At 73.1% G+C, this 19,554-nt stretch carries 20 protein-coding genes and 1 tRNA gene; 15 read left to right on the forward strand and 6 right to left on the reverse strand.

Annotation, left to right across the window (positions count from 1 at the left end; translation table 11 throughout):
- Window positions 1-17 precede the first annotated feature (17 nt).
- Window positions 18-1,178 (forward strand): ROK family transcriptional regulator, encoded by a 1,161-nt coding sequence (locus tag AC1VWI_RS18105; protein ID WP_499512055.1) that lies wholly within the window; start codon window positions 18-20, stop codon window positions 1,176-1,178.
- 56 nt (window positions 1,179-1,234) lie between these two features.
- Window positions 1,235-2,200 carry a hypothetical protein gene (locus tag AC1VWI_RS18110; RefSeq protein WP_499512056.1) on the forward strand — a complete coding sequence of 322 codons (966 nt, stop codon included), beginning with the start codon at window positions 1,235-1,237 and terminating at the stop codon, window positions 2,198-2,200.
- Here the strand turns inward: AC1VWI_RS18110 and AC1VWI_RS18115 are convergent.
- Complete coding sequence (locus AC1VWI_RS18115) at window positions 2,184-3,590, reverse strand: hypothetical protein (protein ID WP_499512057.1); 1,407 nt, start codon at window positions 3,588-3,590, stop codon at window positions 2,184-2,186. The genes AC1VWI_RS18110 and AC1VWI_RS18115 overlap by 17 nt on opposite strands.
- Before the next feature lie 197 nt (window positions 3,591-3,787).
- Window positions 3,788-4,567 (reverse strand): HAD-IIA family hydrolase, encoded by a 780-nt coding sequence (locus AC1VWI_RS18120; protein ID WP_499512058.1) that lies wholly within the window; start codon window positions 4,565-4,567, stop codon window positions 3,788-3,790.
- A gap of 192 nt (window positions 4,568-4,759) precedes the next feature.
- Between AC1VWI_RS18120 and AC1VWI_RS18125 the strand changes: the two genes are divergently transcribed.
- Both AC1VWI_RS18125 and AC1VWI_RS18130 read left to right on the forward strand, forming a co-directional pair.
- Complete coding sequence (locus AC1VWI_RS18125; RefSeq protein WP_499512059.1) at window positions 4,760-5,758, forward strand: hypothetical protein; 999 nt, start codon at window positions 4,760-4,762, stop codon at window positions 5,756-5,758.
- A gap of 4 nt (window positions 5,759-5,762) precedes the next feature.
- Window positions 5,763-6,410, forward strand: coding sequence for a class F sortase (locus AC1VWI_RS18130; RefSeq protein WP_499512060.1), 648 nt, complete (start codon window positions 5,763-5,765; stop codon window positions 6,408-6,410).
- 22 nt (window positions 6,411-6,432) lie between these two features.
- Here the strand turns inward: AC1VWI_RS18130 and bcp are convergent, their stop codons facing one another.
- Complete coding sequence (gene bcp, locus AC1VWI_RS18135; protein WP_499512061.1) at window positions 6,433-6,900, reverse strand: thioredoxin-dependent thiol peroxidase; 468 nt, start codon at window positions 6,898-6,900, stop codon at window positions 6,433-6,435.
- A gap of 100 nt (window positions 6,901-7,000) precedes the next feature.
- Between bcp and AC1VWI_RS18140 the strand changes: the two genes are divergently transcribed.
- The 3 genes from AC1VWI_RS18140 to AC1VWI_RS18150 all read left to right on the forward strand — a co-directional run bounded on the left by AC1VWI_RS18140 (window position 7,001) and on the right by AC1VWI_RS18150 (window position 8,094).
- On the forward strand, window positions 7,001-7,324 hold the full coding sequence (locus AC1VWI_RS18140) for a DUF3618 domain-containing protein (protein WP_361801395.1): 324 nt from the start codon (window positions 7,001-7,003) through the stop codon (window positions 7,322-7,324).
- 10 nt (window positions 7,325-7,334) lie between these two features.
- Window positions 7,335-7,673 (forward strand): GroES family chaperonin, encoded by a 339-nt coding sequence (locus tag AC1VWI_RS18145; protein ID WP_026251892.1) that lies wholly within the window; start codon window positions 7,335-7,337, stop codon window positions 7,671-7,673.
- A gap of 100 nt (window positions 7,674-7,773) precedes the next feature.
- Window positions 7,774-8,094: a DMT family transporter gene (locus tag AC1VWI_RS18150; protein WP_089225959.1), complete on the forward strand. Its 321-nt coding sequence runs from the start codon at window positions 7,774-7,776 to the stop codon at window positions 8,092-8,094.
- 75 nt (window positions 8,095-8,169) lie between these two features.
- Here AC1VWI_RS18150 and AC1VWI_RS18155 read toward each other — a convergent pair whose 3' ends face one another.
- From AC1VWI_RS18155 to AC1VWI_RS18165, 3 genes are all read right to left on the reverse strand, one after another.
- On the reverse strand, window positions 8,170-10,401 hold the full coding sequence (locus AC1VWI_RS18155; RefSeq protein WP_499512062.1) for a transglycosylase domain-containing protein: 2,232 nt from the start codon (window positions 10,399-10,401) through the stop codon (window positions 8,170-8,172).
- 525 nt (window positions 10,402-10,926) lie between these two features.
- Window positions 10,927-12,039, reverse strand: coding sequence for an aminotransferase class V-fold PLP-dependent enzyme (locus AC1VWI_RS18160; protein WP_499512063.1), 1,113 nt, complete (start codon window positions 12,037-12,039; stop codon window positions 10,927-10,929).
- Window positions 12,040-12,064: 25 nt separating this feature from the next.
- On the reverse strand, window positions 12,065-13,390 hold the full coding sequence (locus AC1VWI_RS18165; RefSeq protein WP_499512064.1) for an SGNH/GDSL hydrolase family protein: 1,326 nt from the start codon (window positions 13,388-13,390) through the stop codon (window positions 12,065-12,067).
- Between the two features lie 173 nt (window positions 13,391-13,563).
- Between AC1VWI_RS18165 and AC1VWI_RS18170 the strand changes: the two genes are divergently transcribed.
- The 8 genes from AC1VWI_RS18170 to AC1VWI_RS18205 all read left to right on the forward strand — a co-directional run bounded on the left by AC1VWI_RS18170 (window position 13,564) and on the right by AC1VWI_RS18205 (window position 19,550).
- Window positions 13,564-14,871, forward strand: coding sequence for a DUF445 domain-containing protein (locus AC1VWI_RS18170; RefSeq protein ID WP_499512065.1), 1,308 nt, complete (start codon window positions 13,564-13,566; stop codon window positions 14,869-14,871).
- Window positions 14,872-14,945: 74 nt separating this feature from the next.
- On the forward strand, window positions 14,946-15,707 hold the full coding sequence (locus tag AC1VWI_RS18175) for a class E sortase (protein ID WP_499512066.1): 762 nt from the start codon (window positions 14,946-14,948) through the stop codon (window positions 15,705-15,707).
- A 50-nt stretch (window positions 15,708-15,757) separates the two neighbouring features.
- Window positions 15,758-16,066: a DUF6412 domain-containing protein gene (locus tag AC1VWI_RS18180; RefSeq protein ID WP_499516845.1), complete on the forward strand. Its 309-nt coding sequence runs from the start codon at window positions 15,758-15,760 to the stop codon at window positions 16,064-16,066.
- 101 nt (window positions 16,067-16,167) lie between these two features.
- On the forward strand, window positions 16,168-16,839 hold the full coding sequence (locus tag AC1VWI_RS18185) for a YidC/Oxa1 family membrane protein insertase (protein WP_499512067.1): 672 nt from the start codon (window positions 16,168-16,170) through the stop codon (window positions 16,837-16,839).
- Between the two features lie 69 nt (window positions 16,840-16,908).
- Complete coding sequence (locus AC1VWI_RS18190; protein WP_499512068.1) at window positions 16,909-17,766, forward strand: fumarylacetoacetate hydrolase family protein; 858 nt, start codon at window positions 16,909-16,911, stop codon at window positions 17,764-17,766.
- A gap of 132 nt (window positions 17,767-17,898) precedes the next feature.
- Window positions 17,899-18,531, forward strand: a complete 633-nt coding sequence (locus tag AC1VWI_RS18195) for an HNH endonuclease (RefSeq protein WP_499512069.1) — start codon at window positions 17,899-17,901, stop codon at window positions 18,529-18,531.
- A gap of 81 nt (window positions 18,532-18,612) precedes the next feature.
- The gene (locus tag AC1VWI_RS18200; protein ID WP_499512070.1) at window positions 18,613-19,416 is read left to right on the forward strand and encodes an HNH endonuclease signature motif containing protein; all 804 of its coding nucleotides are present in this window, start codon (window positions 18,613-18,615) and stop codon (window positions 19,414-19,416) included.
- A 51-nt stretch (window positions 19,417-19,467) separates the two neighbouring features.
- Window positions 19,468-19,550: transfer RNA gene (locus AC1VWI_RS18205), tRNA-Leu, on the forward strand.
- The last annotated feature ends 4 nt before the right edge of the window (window positions 19,551-19,554 follow it).

Raw genomic sequence — 19,554 nt, forward strand, 5'->3', positions numbered from 1 at the left:
CGCAAGCGAACCTGACAATGGGAGATGTGAACAGGGGAATCTCCGGGGCCAACCTGCCCGCGCTGCGCAGTCACAACGCCGCCCTCGTCCTGGGCCTGCTGCGGACGGCGACCGTGGGCGAGGGCGCCGGCATCAGCCGCCTGGAACTGGCCGAGCGCACCGGGCTCACCCCCCAGGCCGTCAGCAAGATCACCGCACGGCTGCGGGCCGACGGCCTGGTCGACGAGGCGGGGCGCGGCGCCCCCACCGGCGGCAAGCCGCGCACCCTGCTGCGGCTGGCGCGCCGCGCCCGGTACGCCGTGGGGGTGCACCTGGACCGCGACGAGTTGACGGTGGTGCTCGCCGACCTGGCGGGCGGCGTGGTGGATGCCAGGACCGTCCCCCTGGACCTGCGCCGCCCGGCCGGGGAGGTGCTGGAGGCGGTGGCGGGACTGGTCAGGGAGACCGTCGGCGCCACGCCCGGCGCGGACGGGGCGGTGCTCGGCGCCGGGCTCGCCTGCCCGGGCCCCCTCGACCACACCGCGGGGGTGCTGCACCGCGTCACGGGCCTGCCGGGATGGGACGGCTACCCGCTGCGCGACGCGCTGGCCGAACGCCTCGGGCTGCCCGTCGTGCTGGACAAGGACACCAACGCGGCGGCCCTCGCCGTGCTCCCGCCCGGCGGGAACGGGAACGGGGACGGGGACGGCGCGGGGGCGGGCCTGGGTGCCGGGGACTCGTTCGGCTATCTGCACCTGGGGACCGGCCTCGGTGCCGGCCTCGTGCTCGACGGCACCCTGCACCGCGGCGCCCGCACCGGCGCGGGAGAGTTCGGCCACCAGGCGGTCGCCCTGGACGGGCCGGTGTGCGCCTGCGGCAACCGGGGCTGCCTGGAGGCGCTGTGCCTGGCCGCCGTCGGCTGCGGCGACACGGCGCAGGCCGCGCGGCTGCTCGGCGTGGGCGCCGCCAACCTGGTCTCCCTGCTGGACATCGACCGGGTCGTGCTCGGCGGCCGCACCGTGCTGGCGGACCCCGTGCTCTTCGCGCGCGAGGTGGCCGCCGCCATGGATCCGCGCACCCTGCGGGCGGCCGGCCGCACGGTGCCCGTCACCGTCGCCGCGGCCGGGCGGCGCGTGGTCGCCGAAGGGGCCGCGCTGCTGGCGCTGGCGCCGCTCTTCGGCCAGACGGCGGTCGGCTAGCCGCCCGTACGGGTGCGGGGGCGGGCCGTCGCCGCGTCGCGCGGTGATATCAGCGGATGACCGTGAGAGCTTCGCTGCCCATGAGGTGGTGCAGCGCTCTGGCCGTCGCGGCGGCAGCGGTCGTGGCGGCGGCCCCCCAGTCGGCCGCGGAGCCCTTCCCGGTCACCGCCCGGCTGCTGGGCGGTCCCCACACCTACACGGCGGGGGCCGGGCCCGAGGAGTTCCGGGTGGAACTGGAGAACACGTCGAACGGGCCGCTGCGCGACGTGCACCCGGTCCTCGTCTTCGTCGACCGCGGACGGAAGCTGGCGCCCGATCAGATCCGCCTGGAGTACCGGGCGCCGGCCCCCGTCGCGGGACCGGGGAGCGCACGGGACCGCTCGTGGCGGCCGGTGGCCGTCGAGCGCACGGACAACGACGAGAACATCGCCGTGGTGGGCGGCAAGGACGGGCCGGGCACCACACTGCCGTCGCGCCGCAAGGTGGCGATCGCACTGCGGCTGCGCTTCACCGCGCCCACGCCCGCGGGACCGGTCACGGCGTCGGCCACGATCATGGAGCGCCGGGGCACGGACGGCGACTGGGTCGGGGAGTCCGCCGGCTACGACTTCGACGTCGTCCCCCACCGGGACGCCACGGCCGGGCCGCAGTCCCCGCGCCCCGGCCGGCCGGGAGAAGAGGGGCAGCCGGACGGCGGCGAAGGCGGGGACGGCGGCGAGGACACCGGACCGGGTGACGGGCCGGGCACGCGCCCGGGCGGGTCCCCGGCACCGGATCCCTCCGTGGGCGCCGGACCGGGCCCCGGTCCCGGCACCGGACCGGGTACGGGTCCCGGTACGGGATCCGGGCCGGCACCCGTACCGGGCAAGGGCGACGAGACCGCCCCGGGCAGCGCACCGGACACCCCACCGCGTCTGGCCGCCACGGGCGAACAGCACCGGGCGCCCGCGCTGATGCTCACGGGCGCCGGGGTGCTGCTGGTCATGGGCGGTGCGGCCCTGCGGTTCAGCCGCCGAGGGTGAACCAGCTGCTGCGGGACTTCTGCCACTCGGGGTGGCTGAGGTCCTTGGCCTCCTTGCCGTCCCCGTAGAGGTCGGCGGCGCCGTTGTCGGTCATCAGCTGCGCCCGGGCACCGGCCGCGGTCAGGTCCGGGACGTCCACGATGGCCTCCCAGGCGCCCGGGTCGGAGGTGGGCAGGTCGAGCAGCTTGACGGGCGCGCTGCCGGCGTTGCCGTCCCAGGAGTAGAGGGCGTACGGGTCGCTGTTGTCGTCGGCGGCCCAGGAACCGGCCAGGATCAGGTACTGCCCGGCGGCGTTGCGGCGGATGTCACGGACGCTGAGGCCGCCGAGGTCGAGCGTGACCGGGGTGCCGAAGGCGGCGTGGACGGAGGTGTTGGGCTTGCCGCCGACCAGCTTGTCGAGGTTGGTGACCGGCACCAGCAGCGCATTCCCGCCGGAGGCCGGGGGCACCAGCGGGGCGCGGAAACCGATGTACGCGGTGCTGGTCGAGCCGGGGGCGAACTCCATGCCCTCGGCGTTGAAGCCGTCGATGGCCTTGGGTATCTCACCGGAGGCGGCGCCCGCGGCGAAGCCGTAGCGGTTGCCGGCCGCCTTGTCCCAGGCGATCAGGTCGGCGCGCAGGCCCTCGTAGTAGCCGGAGACGGTCAGCTGGGTGTCGGCGCCGCTGCCGGTGACGGTGGTGGCGAAGAGCGTGGAGCGGTCGGCCTTCACCTCGCCGTCCTTGTTGTTGCCCATGGAGCCGGTCCAGTAGATGGTGTCGCCCGCCCGGGTGCCGGCCTCGATGTCGATCTCGGAGGAGGCGCCGGCCTTGGAGCCGACGTCCCAGGTGCGCACGGGGGCGCCGGAGCCGTCGCGCCGGTACAGCCGCAGCACGTTGCTCTCGTCGTCGGCGACGACCATGTAGCCGCCGCCGACGTCCACGGCGGCGGAGGCGTCGCTGGAGCCGGTGGTGTACCGGGTGTCGGCGGCGTGGGTGACGGCGGCGGAGGCGGCGAAGTGCAGCGTCTTGGTGGCGGTCTTGCCGCCGAGGCCGGTCACCTTGACCGTCAGGTCGGCGTAGCCGCGGGCGCGGGGGGCGACCGCCAGGGTGCGGCTGCCGCCCGTGCCGGTGACGGTCACGTCGCCGGTGCCGGCGACCGAGGTCTTGGTGCTGGCGGAGGCGGCGACGGTGAGCGCCGAGGCGTCCGCGCCGCTCTGCGCGACGGTGACCGTGACGGTCGGGTCGGCGGTGGCACCGACCGCGCCGGAGAGGTACGAGGCGGACAGGGAGATCGTCGGGGTGCCGTACGAGGCGGCGCCCGCCGGGGTGCCGAGGAGTGGCACCATCGTGGCGGCGAGCACGGTGGCGACCGCGCCGGGGACGAGGGTGGCCGTGCGGGTGCGGGACAGCATCGGTGGACGCCCTTCCAAGATCGCTGGGGAAATGCGGGGAGAGCATGCTCCGCCGCCCCCAACTCCCGCCGCCCGGCGGATGATCATCCGGTGAACGTCCCGCGGCGCGGCGTCACCGTGCGGCCGCCCCGGATCGTGGAGGGTGCCACCCGCCCCCGGCCGGTCGCGGCCGGGGGCGGTGCCGTCGTCAGCCGAGGTCAGACGAGGTCGACGAGGTCCGCGATGGAGTCCACGACGGTGGTCGGCCGGTAGGGGAAGCGGTCGATGTCGCCCGCCTTGGTCAGGCCGGTCAGCACCAGGAAGGTCTGCATCCCGGCCTCCAGGCCCGCCAGCACGTCGGTGTCCATGCGGTCGCCGATCATGGCGGAGGTCTCCGAGTGCGCGCCGATGGTGTTGAGGCCGGTGCGCATCATCAGCGGGTTCGGCTTGCCGACGAAGTACGGGTCCTTCCCCGTCGCCTTGGTGATCAGGGCGGCGACCGAGCCGGTGGCGGGCAGCGCCCCCTCGGGCGAGGGTCCGGTGTTGTCGGGGTTGGTGGCGATGAACCGGGACCCCGCGTTGATCAGGCGGATGGCCTTGGTGAGGGCCTCGAAGGAGTAGGTCCGCGTCTCGCCGAGGATCACGAAGTCGGGTTCGTGGTCGGTCAGCACGTAGCCCGCGTCGTGCAGGGCCGTGGTGAGGCCGGCCTCGCCGATGACGTACGCCGTCCCGCCGGGGTGCTGGTCGTCCAGGAAGCGGGCCGTGGCCAGCGCGGAGGTCCAGATGTTCTCGGCCGGCACGTCCAGGCCGATGCGGCTGAGCCGCGCCGCCAGGTCGCGGGGGGTGTAGATCGAGTTGTTCGTCAGGACGAGGAACGGGCGGCCCGAGTCCCGCAGCCGCTTGATAAAGGCGTCCGCGCCGGGCACCGGGATGCCCTCGTGCATCAGGACGCCGTCCATGTCGGTGAGCCAGGATTCGATGGGCTTGCGCGCTGTCATGGCTGCGGACTCTAGTCCGGCCGGGTGACCTGTGCACATGCGCGCGGCGTCCGCCCCTTGTCCCCGGTCCGGGCGACCCCCCGACCCGTCCGGACCACCACCGCATGCGGGGGCCCGCGCGGGAAGGGACCTTCGAAACACCGGGGCCGACCAATCCGACGACGTGAGCCCGGTTGAGTGGAGGTTGTGATCATGGGCTCTGTCATGGGAGCCGCCCGCGTTCCCTTGTGTGCCGCCGCGGCGGCGACGCTGATCGCGCTGTGCGGTCCCGCCGCCGTGGCCGACGACGGACCGGACGACTCCAGCGGGACCTCGTTCCAGTTCGGCGGAGGCGGCGGAGGTGGCGGAGGTGGCGGAGGCGGGGGTGACGGGGACCAGGACGGCGGCAGCAACAACCCCCTCCTGCAGTTCGGCAACAAGGGCGACGACGACGGCCAGGACAACGGCCGGCAGAACAACAACAACAACAACGACGATGACGATGACGACGACAGCGGGCGCGGCAACGGCGACAACAACAGCGACAACGACCACGAGGACTCGGGCCGCGACAACGGCGGCCGGGACGACTCCGGACGCGACGACTCCGGCCAGGAGGACAACGACCGCGGGGACAACGGCTCGGACAACGGCCCGGACAACGACGGCGGCACCGGCGGCACCGGCGGGATCGGCGGGATCGGCGGCACTGGAGGCATCGGCGGGACCGGCGGCACTGGGGGCGTCGGCGGTGTCGGGGGCGTCGGGGGCGTCGCCAGCGGCCCGGTGAAGATCACCCCCGGTACGGCCGGCCCCGGCGGCGACGTCGACGTCCGCACCGACCAGTGCGACCGCGCCAAGACCGGCACCGTCAGCTCCTCCGCGTTCGTCACCCCGGTCACACTCGCCCCGGCCAGCGACGGCGGGATGTACGCCTCCGCCGTGGTCCGCTCCGGGCTGACCCCGGGCTCCTACCGGGTCTCCATCACCTGCGACGGCAAATCCCACGAGGGCACGCTGGAGGTCACCGAGGCCGCCTCCGGCTTCCCGTCCGCTCCGGTCCCCGCGGGCGGCGGCGCCATGGCGGCGCACCCGGCCGCGGCGGAGCAGCAGCAGCAGCAGCCGGGCGTGCCCGGCATCGTGGCGGCCGGGGTCCTGGCCGTGGCAGGGGCCGCGGGACTGGTCGTGCACCGTCGCCGCACCCGGGACTGACCCGGTGCAGGGACGTACGGTCGCGACCCTCGCGACCATCGTGGTGCTCGGCGCGGCGTGGCTGAGGGGGTACGTCCACCCGGGCCTGCCGGGCTCCGGGTCGGGCGCCCCCGCGCCCGCCGCGACCGCGGACGCCGGAGCCGCGGGGCGGCCCGCCCAGGTCTACGCGGCGCACACGCCGCTGTCCCCGGCGCGCCCCCTGCGGATCGACATCCCCTCGGCCGGCATCCACGCCAAGCTGGTGGAACGGGGGCTCACCGCCGACGGCGCGGTGGACCCGCCGCCGTTCACCACGCCGAACGTGGCCGGCTGGTACGGGCGCGGTCCCGCCCCCGGGGACGCGGGGGCGGCGCTGATCGTCGGGCACGTCGACACCCGCACCAAGGCGGCGGTCTTCTACGCCCTGAGCACGGTCACCCAGGGCGACCTGGTGGAGGTCACCCGCTCGGACGGCTCGGTCGCCGAGTTCGCCGTCGAGGGCGTGGAGATCGTCGACAAGACGGGCTTCCGCCCGGACCGGGTGTACGGCTCCGGGGTCCGCCCCGAACTGCGGCTGATCACCTGCGGCGGCACCTTCGACCACGCCACCCAGTCCTACTCGGCGAACGTCGTGGTGTACGCGGCGCTGACCGGCTCGCACACCCGGGCGTGACCGGCCCCGGCCCGACGGGGCGTCAGATGCCCAGGTCGCGGATGAGCTTGGCGACGTGGCCGGTGGCCTTGACGTTGTACCAGGCGTGCTCGACCTTGCCCTGCTCGTCGACGACGACGGTGGAGCGGATCACCCCGGTCACCACCTTGCCGTACAGCTTCTTCTCGCCGAAGGCGCCGTACGCCTCCAGCACCGACTTGTCGGGGTCGGCGAGCAGGGTGACCTTCAGGGACTCCTTCTCGCGGAACTTGGCCAGCTTCTCCGGCTTGTCGGGCGAGATCCCGATGACGTCGTAGCCGGCGCCCGCGAGCAGGTCGAGGTTGTCGGTGAAGTCGCAGGCCTGCTTGGTGCAACCGGGCGTGAGGGCGGCCGGGTAGAAGTACACGACGACCTTGCGGCCCGCGTGGCCGGCGAGGGAGACCTCGTTGCCGTCGGCGTCGGGAAGGGTGAAGGCGGGGGCGGTGTCGCCGGGCTGGAGGCGCTCGCTCATGGTGCAGTTCTCCGATTCGGGGTGCCGACGGGCATCGGCACGGACGGGCTGACAGACTGTCTGCACGGTACCGGTCGACAAGGACGATGGAGGCGGAGCAGTGTCGGATGGCAGGAGCCCTGCTCAGATCGAGGCGGACATCGCCCTCAAGCGGCAGGCGCTCGCCGCGACGCTGGACGAGATCGCGGTGCGGGTGCACCCCAGCACGATCGCGGCGGACGCCAAGGCGAAGGTCGCCTCCGCGGTGGACCGCACCGCGGGCCGTGCGTACGTGGCGGTCAACCGGGGTGTGACGGAGCTGCGGGGCCACTTCGTGGCGGAGGACGGCGCGCCGCGCGTGGAGCGCATCGTGCCGGTCGCGGTGGCGGCGGTGGCGCTGGTCGCCGTGGTGGCCGGGCTCTCACTGCGCCGGCGACGCCGGTAACGTCGTACCTGTGAGTTCGAATACGCATGACAAGCTGCCCATCCGCATGCTGCACGACCGCGTGCTGGTGCGCTCCGACGTCCCCGAGGGTGAGCGGCGCTCCGGCGGCGGCATCCTGATCCCCGCCACGGCGGCCGTCGGCAAGCGGCTCGCCTGGGCCGAGGTGGTCGCGGTGGGACAGAACGTACGGACCGTGGAGGTCGGCGACCGGGTGCTCTTCGACCCGGAGGACCGGGCCGAGGTCGAGGTGCGCGGCACGGCGTACGTGCTGATGCGTGAGCGGGACCTGCACGCCGTGGCGGCGGAGCGGCTGCAGGGCTCGGAGGACTCCACCGGCCTCTACCTCTGATTTGTTATCGTCGTGTTCGTCCCCTGACGAGACGCGCCGTACCAGGGCCCATGCAAAGACGACGCCCCCTGACCCCTTGAGGATCGTGGAGGTGCCCGTCGTGGCATGGGTCCTGTTGTGTGCCGCCGGCCTGCTCGAGGTCGGCTGGTCGATCGGCATGAAGTACACCGACGGCTTCACCCGGCTGTGGCCCAGCGTCGGCACGGGGCTCGGCATCGTGGCGAGCATGCTGCTGCTGTCGTACGCGGCCAGGACGCTGCCGATCGGCACCGCCTACGGGGTGTGGGTCGGGATCGGGGCGGCCGGCGCGGCGGTGCTCGGCATCGTCGTGCTGGGTGAGCCGGCGACCGCCGCCCGGATCTTCTTCATCTGCCTGCTGCTGGTGTCCGTGGTCGGCCTGAAGGCGACCTCGGGGCACTGACCTGCGCTGACCCAGGCCCGCGCTGGGCCGCACCGGGCGCCGTCGGGGGAACCCCGGCGGCGCCCGGCCCTGTGCCTACCCGAAATCGTCCCCGCCGCCGGGGTCGCCGTCCAGGCCGCCGATGGGCAGTCCGCCGCCCTCGGTGCCGCCGTCCTCGCCGGGGCTGGCCGGGCCGCTGGGCTCGGTCGGCGTCTCGCTGGTGGGCGGTTCCTCCGTGCCGGGCGGCTCGGAGGGCTCCGGCGGGGCCGAGGCCGTCGGCGGGGCCGAAGTGGTGGGCGGGGCGGAGGTGGCCGGCGGGGCGGAGGTCGGCGGGGCCTGGGCCCCGGGCTCCAGCCGCAGCTTGAAGCTCTTCTCCGGCGTCCCCTCCAGCGCGTCGGCCGTGTATTGGGCCCAGATCTGCGTGGGGTAGCCGCCGCCATTGACCCGGGGCAGTCCCGTGACGTTGTAGAGCTTCTTCTGGGCGCCGGTCTGGGAGTCCTGGCCCATCACGGCGACGACGGTGGCCAGGTCCGGGGTGTAGCCGGCGAACCAGGCGGCCCTGTCCTCCTCCGCCGTGCCGGTCTTGCCCGCGGCGGGCCGGCCCGCGGCCTGCGCCGCGGTGGCGGTGCCGCCCCGGACCACCGAACGCAGGATGGAGGTCGTGGTGTCGGCGGCCTCGCGGTGGACGGCCTGCGTGGGCCGGCGCGTGGGCAGCTGGACGTCGTGCCCGTTCTTGGTGATCTTCACCACCATGGTGTACGGGACGTAGCGGCCGTGGTTGGCGAGCGTCGCGTAGGTCTGCGCCATGTCCAGCGGGCTCGCCGTCATCGTGCCGAGCGCCATCGCCGGGGTGGTCACCAGCTTCACCTTCTCCGGCATGCCCAGCGCCCGCACCGTGTCGTTGACCTTGCCCGGGCCGACGTCCTGCGCCATCTGGGCGTAAACCGAGTTCACGGACTTGTCCATGGCATTGGTGACGGTGATCGGCCCGTAGGAGACGCCGTCCTCGTTCCCCGGGGCGTAGCCGGTGGGGCCGTCCGGCCCGATGACCTCGCGCTTGTTCCGGCCGTCGTACACGGTGTACGGGGTGATGCGCCGGCCGCTCTGGGTGGTGGAGTCGTTCTGGACGGCGGAGGCGAAGATGAACGGCTTGAAGGTGGAGCCCACCTGGTAGTCGGCGCGGGTCGCGTTGTTGACGAACTGCTTGGTGTAGTCGACGCCGCCGTACATCGCGACGACCTTGCCCGTGGCCGGGTCGATGGACGCGCCGCCGACCCGCACGAACTTGTCCACCGGGTGCTTCTTCGGGTCGAGCTTGTCCAGGAGTTGCTCCTCGGCCGCCTTGACGAAGGCCTTCTCCTTCTTGCGGTCGATGGTGGTGGTGATGCGGTAACCGCCGGAGCGCAGCGTCTCCTCGTCCAGGATCCCGGCCCCGTACAGGTAGTCCTTGACGGCCTCGACCAGGTAGCCGCGCTGACCGGACATCCCGGTGGCGGCCTTGGCCTTCTGCGGGGTCGGGAACTTCAGCCCGGCGCGCTCGCCCTCGCTCAGCCAGCCCTCCTTGACCATGCCGTCCAGCACGTAGTCCCAGCGCGCCTGAGCCTTGGCCTTGTTCTCCGGGTGGGCCACGATGTCGTACTCGCTGGGCGCGTTGAGCAGGGTCGCCAGGTACGCGCCCTCGGCGGCGTCGAGTTCGTCGGCGTCCTTGCCGAAGTAGGCCTGGGCGGCGGCCTGGATGCCGTAGGCGTTGCGGCCGTAGTAGCTGGTGTTGAGGTAGCCCTCGAGGATCTCCTCCTTGGTCTTCTCGCGGTCCAGCTTGATCGCGATGAAGAACTCCTTGGCCTTGCGGACCGCCGTCTGCTCCTGGTTGAGGTAGTAGTTCTTGACGTACTGCTGGGTGATGGTCGAACCGGACTGCTTGCCCTTGCCGGTGACGGTGTTCCACGCCGCGCGCAGCATCGCCTTCGGACTGATCGCGGACTCGTGGTAGAAGTTGCGGTCCTCGGCGGCCAGCGTGGCGTGCTGGGCGACCTCGGACACCTGGTCCAGGCCCACGTTCTCGCGGTTGACCGCACCGTCCCGGGCGAGCTGGGTGCCGTCGGAGTACAGGTAGACGTTGCTCTGCGCGACCGCACCCGCGTTCGCCTTGGGGATGTCGACCAGCTGGTAGCCGATGATGAACGCCCCCGCGCACGCCAGCACGACCAACAGGAACGCGCCGAGCACCGCGCGCCAGCTCGGGATCAGTCTGCGGGCACCGGTGCGCTTCGGCTTCTTGCCGGAAGGCCGGTTCTCCCAGCCGCCGGGGGAAGCGTTGCTGCTGCTCATGTCTGTACTGACTCCTCCGCGGCCGCCGAGGGTTGTGCCGCCGGCGGAACATCTTGGGTCAATCGTGCCGTACGACCCGCCGGACACTCTCCCACCATCGGGACAAATGGGGTCATCGCGGCGCATCCGTGACAAGCCTGTGACAGGCCGAAAGCGTGACGCCCACCACCCCGGCGGGTGAAACTCCGCGGCACCCGGCGGTCACCACGAGCAAGGCCGGGCGCTTGCGCGCGAACGGGTGGAGCCGTTCCCCGCACCGGGAGGAGGGACCACGCACCGGTACGCGACCGTGGCGGCGAGCGGCCTCCGGCGCCACGCCACCTACTGGGTGGCCCCCGCGGCCGGCGTCCTCACCGACACACCGCCTTCGGCTCCATCACCGCATACACCTACCGCGCCCTCCGGCACGAACGCCCCCACCAGGGGGGCTACGACCGGTCCATGACGTTGACGTACGTCCGCACCGGCCAGGCACTGTTCGCGAGGTCCGCCCTCACCTGCCCCGCCCCACCGCGGCGCGGCCGGTCAGCGCAGCGAGGCCAGCGCGGCGCGCACGCGCTCCACGGCGCCCGTCGTGGTCGACGCGTGGGCCGACAGCCGGACGGAGTCCGCCCGCACCGAAGGGGTGACCCCGTGCGCGTGCAGCGCCTTGGCGATCCGCTCCGGGTCCACGTCGGGCAGCGCGAAGGACACGATGCCCGCCCGCTCGGCGCGGGCCACCGGGGACAGCACCTTCCCGCCGGCCGAGCGGACCACGTCGATCAGCTCGTCGACCCGGCGCGCGACGTGCGCCTCGACGGCGGCCACCCCCACGCCCTCGACCAGCTCCAGCGCCGCAGCGAAGGCCGCGGCCGTCACCGGGCTCAGATTGGTGATGCTCCAGCGCAGCGCGTCCGGCGCGACCGGGTGCTCGGTGTCGTCGAAGACGGCGACGTCCTCGACCCCGGTCCACCCCGTCAGCGTGGGCTCAAGCCGCTCCAGGGCCCGGTCCGACAGCGCCGCGAACCCGGTCGCCCAGCTGGCCCGCAGCCACTTCTGGCCGCCCGCCACAACCACGTCCGCCGCCTGCCACGGCTGCTCGACGACGCCGAACGCCTGCATCGCGTCCACCACGAGCAGCCGGTCGCCGATCACCTCGCGCAGCGCCGCGAGGTCGGCCCGGTAGCCGGTGCGGAAGTCCACGGCGCTGATCGAGACCGCCACCACGTCGTCCGTCAGCGCCTCGCGCACCGCGTCCGGGGTCGGCGCGCCGTCCAGCCAGCGCGGCACCGCCCGGCCGAGGGCGGCCGTGCGCCGCCACGGGTAGTGGTTGGCCGGGAAGTCGGCCGAGGGCACCAGGACGGCGCCGCCGGGCACGCCGAAGGCGGCGTGGAAGATCCCGATGGAGGCGTTGGGCAGCAGCGCCACGTGCCCGGTGTCCGTACCCGCCAGCCGGGCCGCCGCGGCCCGGGCGCGCGGCTCGGCCCGCATCAGGTCGTTGACGGTGGTGTGGTCGGCCTCGGCGGAGGCCGCCAGCGCGGCCGCCGTGGCGTCGAGGACGTCCCGCGAGGGCGGACCGTAGCGGGCGAAGTCCAGGTAGCCCTCGGGCTCGCTGAAGTGCTCCGCGTAGCCGGGCAGACCGCCCGCGTGCTCCGTCATGGGTGTCGCCGTCCGTCCGTACTCGTCACACCTTGGCCGCCGCGCCGCCCTTGAGCAGCGACAACTCCACAGTTTCCGCCATGCGCAGGTAGCCGGCGTCACTGGGGTGCAGATGGTCGCCGGAGTCGTAGGCGGGCAGCAGCGCGGAGGGACGGTCGGGGTCGCGCAGCGCCCGGTCGAAGTCGATCACCTCGTCGAAGACCGTGCCCGCCCGGATCGCGGCGTTCACCTGCTGCCGCACCGCCTCGGTGTGCGTGTTGGAGCCGGGGTGGCCACCGCACGGGGTCAGCGTCGCACCCAGCACCCGCAGCCCGCGCTCATGACCGCGCGCCACGATCTCCCGCAGCCCGGAGAGGATCTCCTCCGCGCCGGTCCGCTGCGGCGGTCGCATGACGTCGTTGATGCCCAGCTCGACGACGAGCGTGCGGACGCCGGTCTGGGAGAGCGCGTCGCGGTCGAGGCGGCTCAGGCCGCTGGGATTGCCGCCGTTCTCGCCGTCGCGCAGCACCCGGTTGCCGCTGATCCCCTGGTTGAGGACGCCCAGCCGCAGCCCCCGGTCTCCGGAGCCGCGCAGCCGCGTCGCAAGGCGGTCCGGCCAGCGGTGGTTCGCGCCGGAGGTGGAGGTGATGCCGTCGGTGATCGAGTCGCCGAACAGCACCACCGACCCGGCCGCCTGCCGCGTGAAAACGTCGACCCCCGTGACGTAGCGCCAGTACGGGGTCAAGGTGGTGTACCCGGAACCGTCGGTCCGCGCGGTGCGCTCACCGGCCGCCATGAACGAGGTCTGCTGCGCCCGCGGGTGGTACGTCACCGGGCCAGAGGCCTTCGGCGTGTACGTCGTGACGAGCAGGTCCGCCGCGTGCGGCACGGCCAGTTGGACGGGATCGCTGACGACCTCGCCCCCCGCGGGGATCCGCACCGACGTCCGCCCGCCGAAGGTCAGCGACCGCATCGTGCCGTCCGCCGCGGCAGGCGACCCCGGGTCCGCCGCGACGGCGACCGTCGACCGGCCGATCAGCAGCGGCGACCGGCCGAAGAGGTTGGAGAGGTGGACGCGCGCCGAGGTGCCGCCGACACTGGTGTGCACGACGTTGCGGATCGACCACCCGGCGTAGCCGTCAGGCCTGTTCGGCTCGCCCCCGACGGGAGACGTCGACCAGGTGCCCACCCACGCACCCGACGCCGCGGGCGCGGCCTGGTTGGGGACACCCGGGAGTCCGGCCCCCACCGTGTCCTGCCCGGAGCGGCCGGAGCCGTCGGCACGGCTGACGGTGACGAAGATCGCGGCGGAGATGACCGCGACCAGCGCGACAATTCCGGCGAGCAGTGCATAACCCGTCGATCTGGCCATGCGGTGCTTCACTCCTGGGATCAAAGGGCGGGAAACCGGCGCGATCCGCTGCCGCCATGATCCCATGGAGACGTCGGGCCTGCCCGTCTGCATTGTCGGACGCCGGGAACTCGTTGTTCGTTCCACTCGAAGAGTGTGGTGTGGACGATACGCGGAAGGAGTGGATACGACGGATGGAAACGGCCCCGGTGACCGGATCGGACCAAGACCCGACTCCGGCGTTCTCATACAGCCCCGCCGACGAGGGCCGGCGGCGGGGCGTACGACGCATGAAGGTGATCGCCACCGGCCTGCTGCTGGTGGCCACCGCGGTCTACGCGCTGGCCAAGTGGGCGGAGTCGGCGGGAGCCGGCGGATGGTCCGGCTACGTCGCGGCCGCCGCCGAGGCCGGCATGGTCGGTGCCCTCGCCGACTGGTTCGCGGTGACCGCGCTCTTCCGCAGGCCGCTCGGCCTGCCCATCCCGCACACCGCGATCATCCCCACCAAGAAGGACGCGCTCGGCCGCACCCTCGGCGACTTCGTCGGTGAGAACTTCCTGTCCCCGCAGGTCGTCCGCACCCGGCTGCGCAAGGTCGGCATCGCACGGCGGCTCGGCGCCTGGCTGGAGCACCCCGAACACGCCGACCGCGTCACCGAGCAGGGCGCCGCGGCGCTGCGCGGCGCCCTCACCGTGCTGCGCGACTCCGACGTCCAGGCGGTGGTCGGCGAGGCCATCACCCGCCGCGCCGATGCCCAGGAGATCGCCCCGGGGATAGGGAAGATGCTGGAGCGCGTCGTCGCCGACGGCGGGCACCGGCGGGTGGTCGACCTGGTCTGCGTCCGGGCCCACGACTGGCTGGTCGAGCACTCCGACTCGGTGATGCACGCGGTCCAGGAGGGCGCCCCCGGCTGGACACCGCGCTTCGTGGACCGCCGCGTCGGTGAACGCGTCTACAAGGAACTCGTGCGCTTCACCGCCGAGATGCGGGACATGCCCGAGCACCCCGCCCGCGGCGCCATCGACCGCTTCCTGGCCGACTTCGCCTTCGAGCTGCAGTCCGACCCGGACACCCGGGCCCGCGTCGAACGGCTCAAGAAGGACCTGATCGCCCGCAACGAGGTCCAGGACCTCATCGAGTCCGCGTGGGGCTCGGTCCGCGGCATGATCGTCGCCGCCGCCGAGGACGAGCGCAGCGAGCTGCGGCTGCGCGCCCGGGCCTCACTGCTGTCGCTGGGTGCGCGGATGACCGAGGACCCCCGGCTGACCGCCAAGATCGACGGCTGGCTGGAGGACGCCGCCACGTACGTGGTCACCACCTACCGCGACGAGATCACCGCACTGATCACCGACACCATCGCCGGCTGGGACCCCGAGCAGACCACCCGCAAGATCGAGGCCAACGTCGGGCGCGACCTGCAGTTCATCCGGATCAACGGCACCGTCGTGGGCGCCCTGGCGGGCCTGGCCATCTACAGCGTGTCCCGGCTCCTGGCCGGGTGACGAGGCCCGCGGGCGGGGCAGCGGGCAGGGCCGCGACCCTGGGAATCTGACGCGACGTCATCTACGGTGCCCGCATGCCCACCCGCGCCCACGCCCCGCTGCGCTGGCAGGGACGCGCGCTGTGGGGCGCCGGCGAAGCCGCCCTCACCCTCGGCGCCGTCCTCCTGCTGCTCGTCGCCCACCAACTGTGGTGGACCAACCTGCGGGCGCAATCCGCCGCCGCACACCGGGTGACCGCCCTGGAACGGCAGTGGGACGACGCCCACACCTCCGATACATCGGAGGAATCCACCGCCTCCGTCGCCGCCGGCACCGCACCCACAAGCCGCTCCCTGAGCAACGGCACCGCCACCCGCACCGGCAACCCCACCGCCGGCCCGCGCCCCTCCCAGGCCTACGCCGTCCTCCGCATCCCCCGCATCGGCGTCACCGCCCCCATCGCCGAAGGCATCAGCCGCGCCAAGGTCCTCAACCACGGATACGCCGGCCACTACCCGCACACCGCCGGGCCCGGACAGCCCGGCAACTTCGCCCTCGCCGGCCACCGCAACACCCACGGCGAACCCTTCCGCCGCATCGACCGGCTCCGCCCCGGCGACACCCTCCTCGTCGAGACCGCCACCACCCGCTACACCTACGTCGTCCAGCAGACCGTCCCCCGCACCACCCCCTCCGACGGCACCGTCATCGCCCCCGTCCCCCACAGCACCGTCCACCCCCGCCGGCACATGACCGGACCCGGCCGCTACATCACCCTCACCACCTGCACCCCCGAGTTCACCTCCGCCTACCGCCTCGTCGTCTGGGGCGGACTCGCCGCCGCGGAACCACGCTGACCCCCCGTTCGTCATCCCCTGCGAAACGAACGGAAGGAGCAGCCCACGTGATCCGCAGGACCGCCGCGGCCGCACGCCTGCACGGCGCCGCACTCCTGCTCCTCCTCACCGCACTGCTGCTCACCCACACCGGCCTCACCGCCACCGTCGCCGCCGCCGCGACCACCGCCGCCGTCGCCCTCCTGCTCCGCAGCGCCCTCCGCCTCACGGCCACGGCACCACCCGTACCCCGCGGACGCGTCCGCACCGCGCTGCGCGACCGGCAACACCGCACCGCCTTCCTCCCCCAGCGCGACCCCGACGCCTCCGGCCGCCCACGCCCCAGGGCCCCCGGCCGCCCCCTCCCGACGGCCGCCTAGGGGCAACGCCACCGCACCCCGGCACCCGCTGCCCCACCGCGCCCCGTCACGCCGCGCCCACCCCGACCGGCACGACGACACCCGCGGAGGGTCCCACCCCCATGTCCGTGTTCACGCACCTCCTGCTCAGCCTCACCCACGCCCTCACCCCCCTCACCGGACCCGCCGCCGCACCAGCCGCCGCGATCGTCCTGTTCACCGTCCTCGTCAGGCTCGCCCTCCACCCGCTCGCCCGCGCCGCCGCCCGCGGCGAGAAGACCCGCGCCGCCCTCGCCCCACGCGTCGCCGAACTGCGCCACAAGCACGGGCGCGACCCGCAGAAACTCCGGCGCGCACTGACCGACCTCTACGCGGACGAGGGCTCCTCCCCCTTCGCCGGCATGCTCCCCACGCTCCTCCAACTCCCCGCCTTCTTCGTGCTCTACCACGCCTCCTCCGCCGCCCGGATCGGCGACGACCGCGCCGGCGCCCTCCACGCCGCGATCCTCCTCGTGGTCGCCGCCGTCGCCTACTGGTCCTACCGCCGCGCCCGCAAGGCCGCCCCCGACGCCCAGGGCCTCGCCAAGCACCTGCCGCTGCTCTCCTTCGGCACCCTCGTCACCGCCGCGATCGTCCCCCCGGCCGCCGGGCTCTACATCGCCACCTCGACCGCCTGGACCGCCGCCGAACGCGCCTGGCTGCACCGTCCACACCGTGGTCAAGGGGTTGCGGACGCCACCCCCGCCGCTGGAGGATCAACCAAGACCTCCGATGACCGCCCCCATCGGACATGACCCCGGACATGACCTCGGCCACGACCTTCGGCCACGACCACCACCCCCCGACCACACCCGGAGAGTCTTGTGAAGCTGCTGCGAGTCGGCCCCGCCGGAGCCGAACGCCCGGCCCTGCTCGACCAGGACGGCACCCTGCGCGACCTGTCCTCCCTCACCCCCGACATCGACGGCCCCCTGCTCGCCGACGCGGACGCCCTCGCCCGCATCCGCACCGCGGCCGCCGACGCCACCCTCCCCGCCCTCGACCCCGAGGACCTGCGCGTCGGCCCCCCGCTCAGCCGCATCGGCAAGATCGTCTGCATCGGCCTCAACTACCACGACCACGCCCGCGAGACCGGCGCCGCCGTCCCCGACGAGCCCATCCTGTTCATGAAGGCCCCCGACACCGTCGTCGGCCCCGACGACACCGTCCTCGTCCCCCGCGGCAGCCTCAAGGCCGACTGGGAGGTCGAACTCGCCGTCGTCATCGGCCGCGAACTGCGCTACGCGGCCGACGGCACCGAAGCCCTCGCCGCCGTCGCGGGCTACGCGGTCGCCCACGACGTCTCCGAACGCGCCTTCCAGATCGAACGCGGCGGCCAGTGGGACAAGGGCAAGAACTGCGAGACCTTCAACCCCCTCGGCCCCTGGCTCGTCACCGCCGACGAGATCCCCGACCCCCAGGCCCTGGGCCTGCGGCTGTGGGTCAACGGCGACCTCAAGCAGGACGGCAGCACCGCCGACCAGATCTTCCCGGTCGCCGAAGTCGTCCGCTACGTCAGCCAGTTCATGACCCTCTACCCCGGCGACGTCATCAACACCGGCACTCCTGCCGGCGTCGCCCTCGGCCGCCCCGAGCCCAAGCCCTACCTCCGGGCCGGCGACGTCGTCGAGCTCGAGATCGACGGCCTCGGCCACCAGCGCCAGGTCCTCAAGGACGCGTAGCCCACCTCCCCGCCGAAGGGCGCCCGACGTGTCGTTCCGGGCGCCCTTCGGCGTATCCCGGTCGGCGTAACCGTCGTACAAGCGGGTCGTTAAAACGTGCGAAAGTGCAACACACGATCGCATGGGGGATATGTGACCGCGAGATACACGCGCGAACTCGTCGAAGAGGCCGCCGCCCAGTGCACGTCGCTCTCCGACGTGATCACCAGGCTCGGGGGTACGCCCACCAACGGCAGCCGCGCCTACCTGCGCAAGCTCATCAGCGCCTGGGGCGTCGACTGCTCGCACTTCGAGCGGGAGGGAATCCGTCACACCGAACGCCGGTTGCGTGCCGTCGTTCGCGAGTCGACCAGCATCGCGGAGGTCGTACGTCGGCTGGGCATCAACCCGGTCGGCGGTAACCAGGCGCACATCGGCCGCCGCATCGCGCGACTGGGCATCGACATCTCGCATTTCGCGCCCAACACCGTCTCGCACCGCCCCAGGCGGTCCCTGAACGACCGACTGGTACTCGGCACACCCGACGACGGGCGGATCCCGAGCGACCGGCTGCGCAGGCATCTGCTCCGCCAAGGGATCCGGGACCTGTGCGCTATGTGCGGCACCGGACCGGTGTGGAACGGTGCGCCACTGCGCCTGGAGGTCGACCACATCAACGGGGACTGGTGGGACAACCGCCCCGAAAACCTGCGGCTGTTCTGTCCGAACTGCCACGCGGCCACCGACACGTACCGGGGCCGCAAACGCCGCGGGGCGGTGCGCTAGATGTCCCGTCTCTACGACAGCCCGGGGTACACCCGGGCATCCCTCACGGCCTGCGCTGCCCAGTCCCGCAGTCTCGTGGACATGCTCGCGCGCCTCGGCCAGCCCCTTGGCAGCGGCCCGCTGGGCTATTTGAAGGAGCGACTGAAGCACTACGGCATCGACACGGGCCACTTCGTCGAGGATCCGCTGCCGCGCAGGTCACCCCGGAGGTACACCAAGGAGACCCTGGAGGACGCCGCATCCCGTTGTGGCTCCGTCCGGGAGATCCTGGAGCACCTGGACGTGCCGCCGTACGACAGCGCCTACCGGCACATCGCCCGCAGGCTGGCCCATTTCGGCGTGGACACCTCCCATTTCACCGAGCCGGTTACCAGCGTCACCGGCAGGCCCCGGACCGTCGACGCACGGGAACTCCGGGCCGCAGTGGACCGGTCGACGAGCCTGGCGGGGGTCATTCGGTGCCTCGGGATGCCTGACAACGGGACGTCCAGACGGCGGATCGTGCGGGCTGTCGCCGAACAAGGGCTGTCCACCGGACATTTCACCGGGCAGGCACACGCCCGTGGCGCTCCGTCCCCCAGGCGCAAGACGGCGGACGAGATCTTGCGCATCCTCGCCCCCGGCAGTCCGCGAAGCAGTCGTCGTATGCTGCACCGGGCGCTCCAGGAGAAGGGCATGCCCTACTTGTGCGGCGCCTGCGGCACGGGGCCAGTGTGGCAAGGGCTGCCAATCACGCTCGAGATCGATCACATCAACGGCGACCGGCTCGACAACCGGATCGGCAATCTCCGGTATCTGTGCCCCTCGTGCCATAGCCAGACCGGCACCTTCGCCGGCCGGGACATCCGGGCCGCCTTACCGGCGCAGGCCGACCGGCAGGTGTGAGGTCAAGGGCACGTTCGCGGGGACGCCGAGACAGTACGATGTAGGCGTCCAGTGGCCGTGGCGGAATGGCAGACGCGCGCCGGTTTAGATCCGGGTGAGCTTCGCTCGTGTGGGTTCGAATCCCACCGGCCACACCTC

The organism is Streptomyces sp. TOM-9 (genome assembly GCF_056858595.1).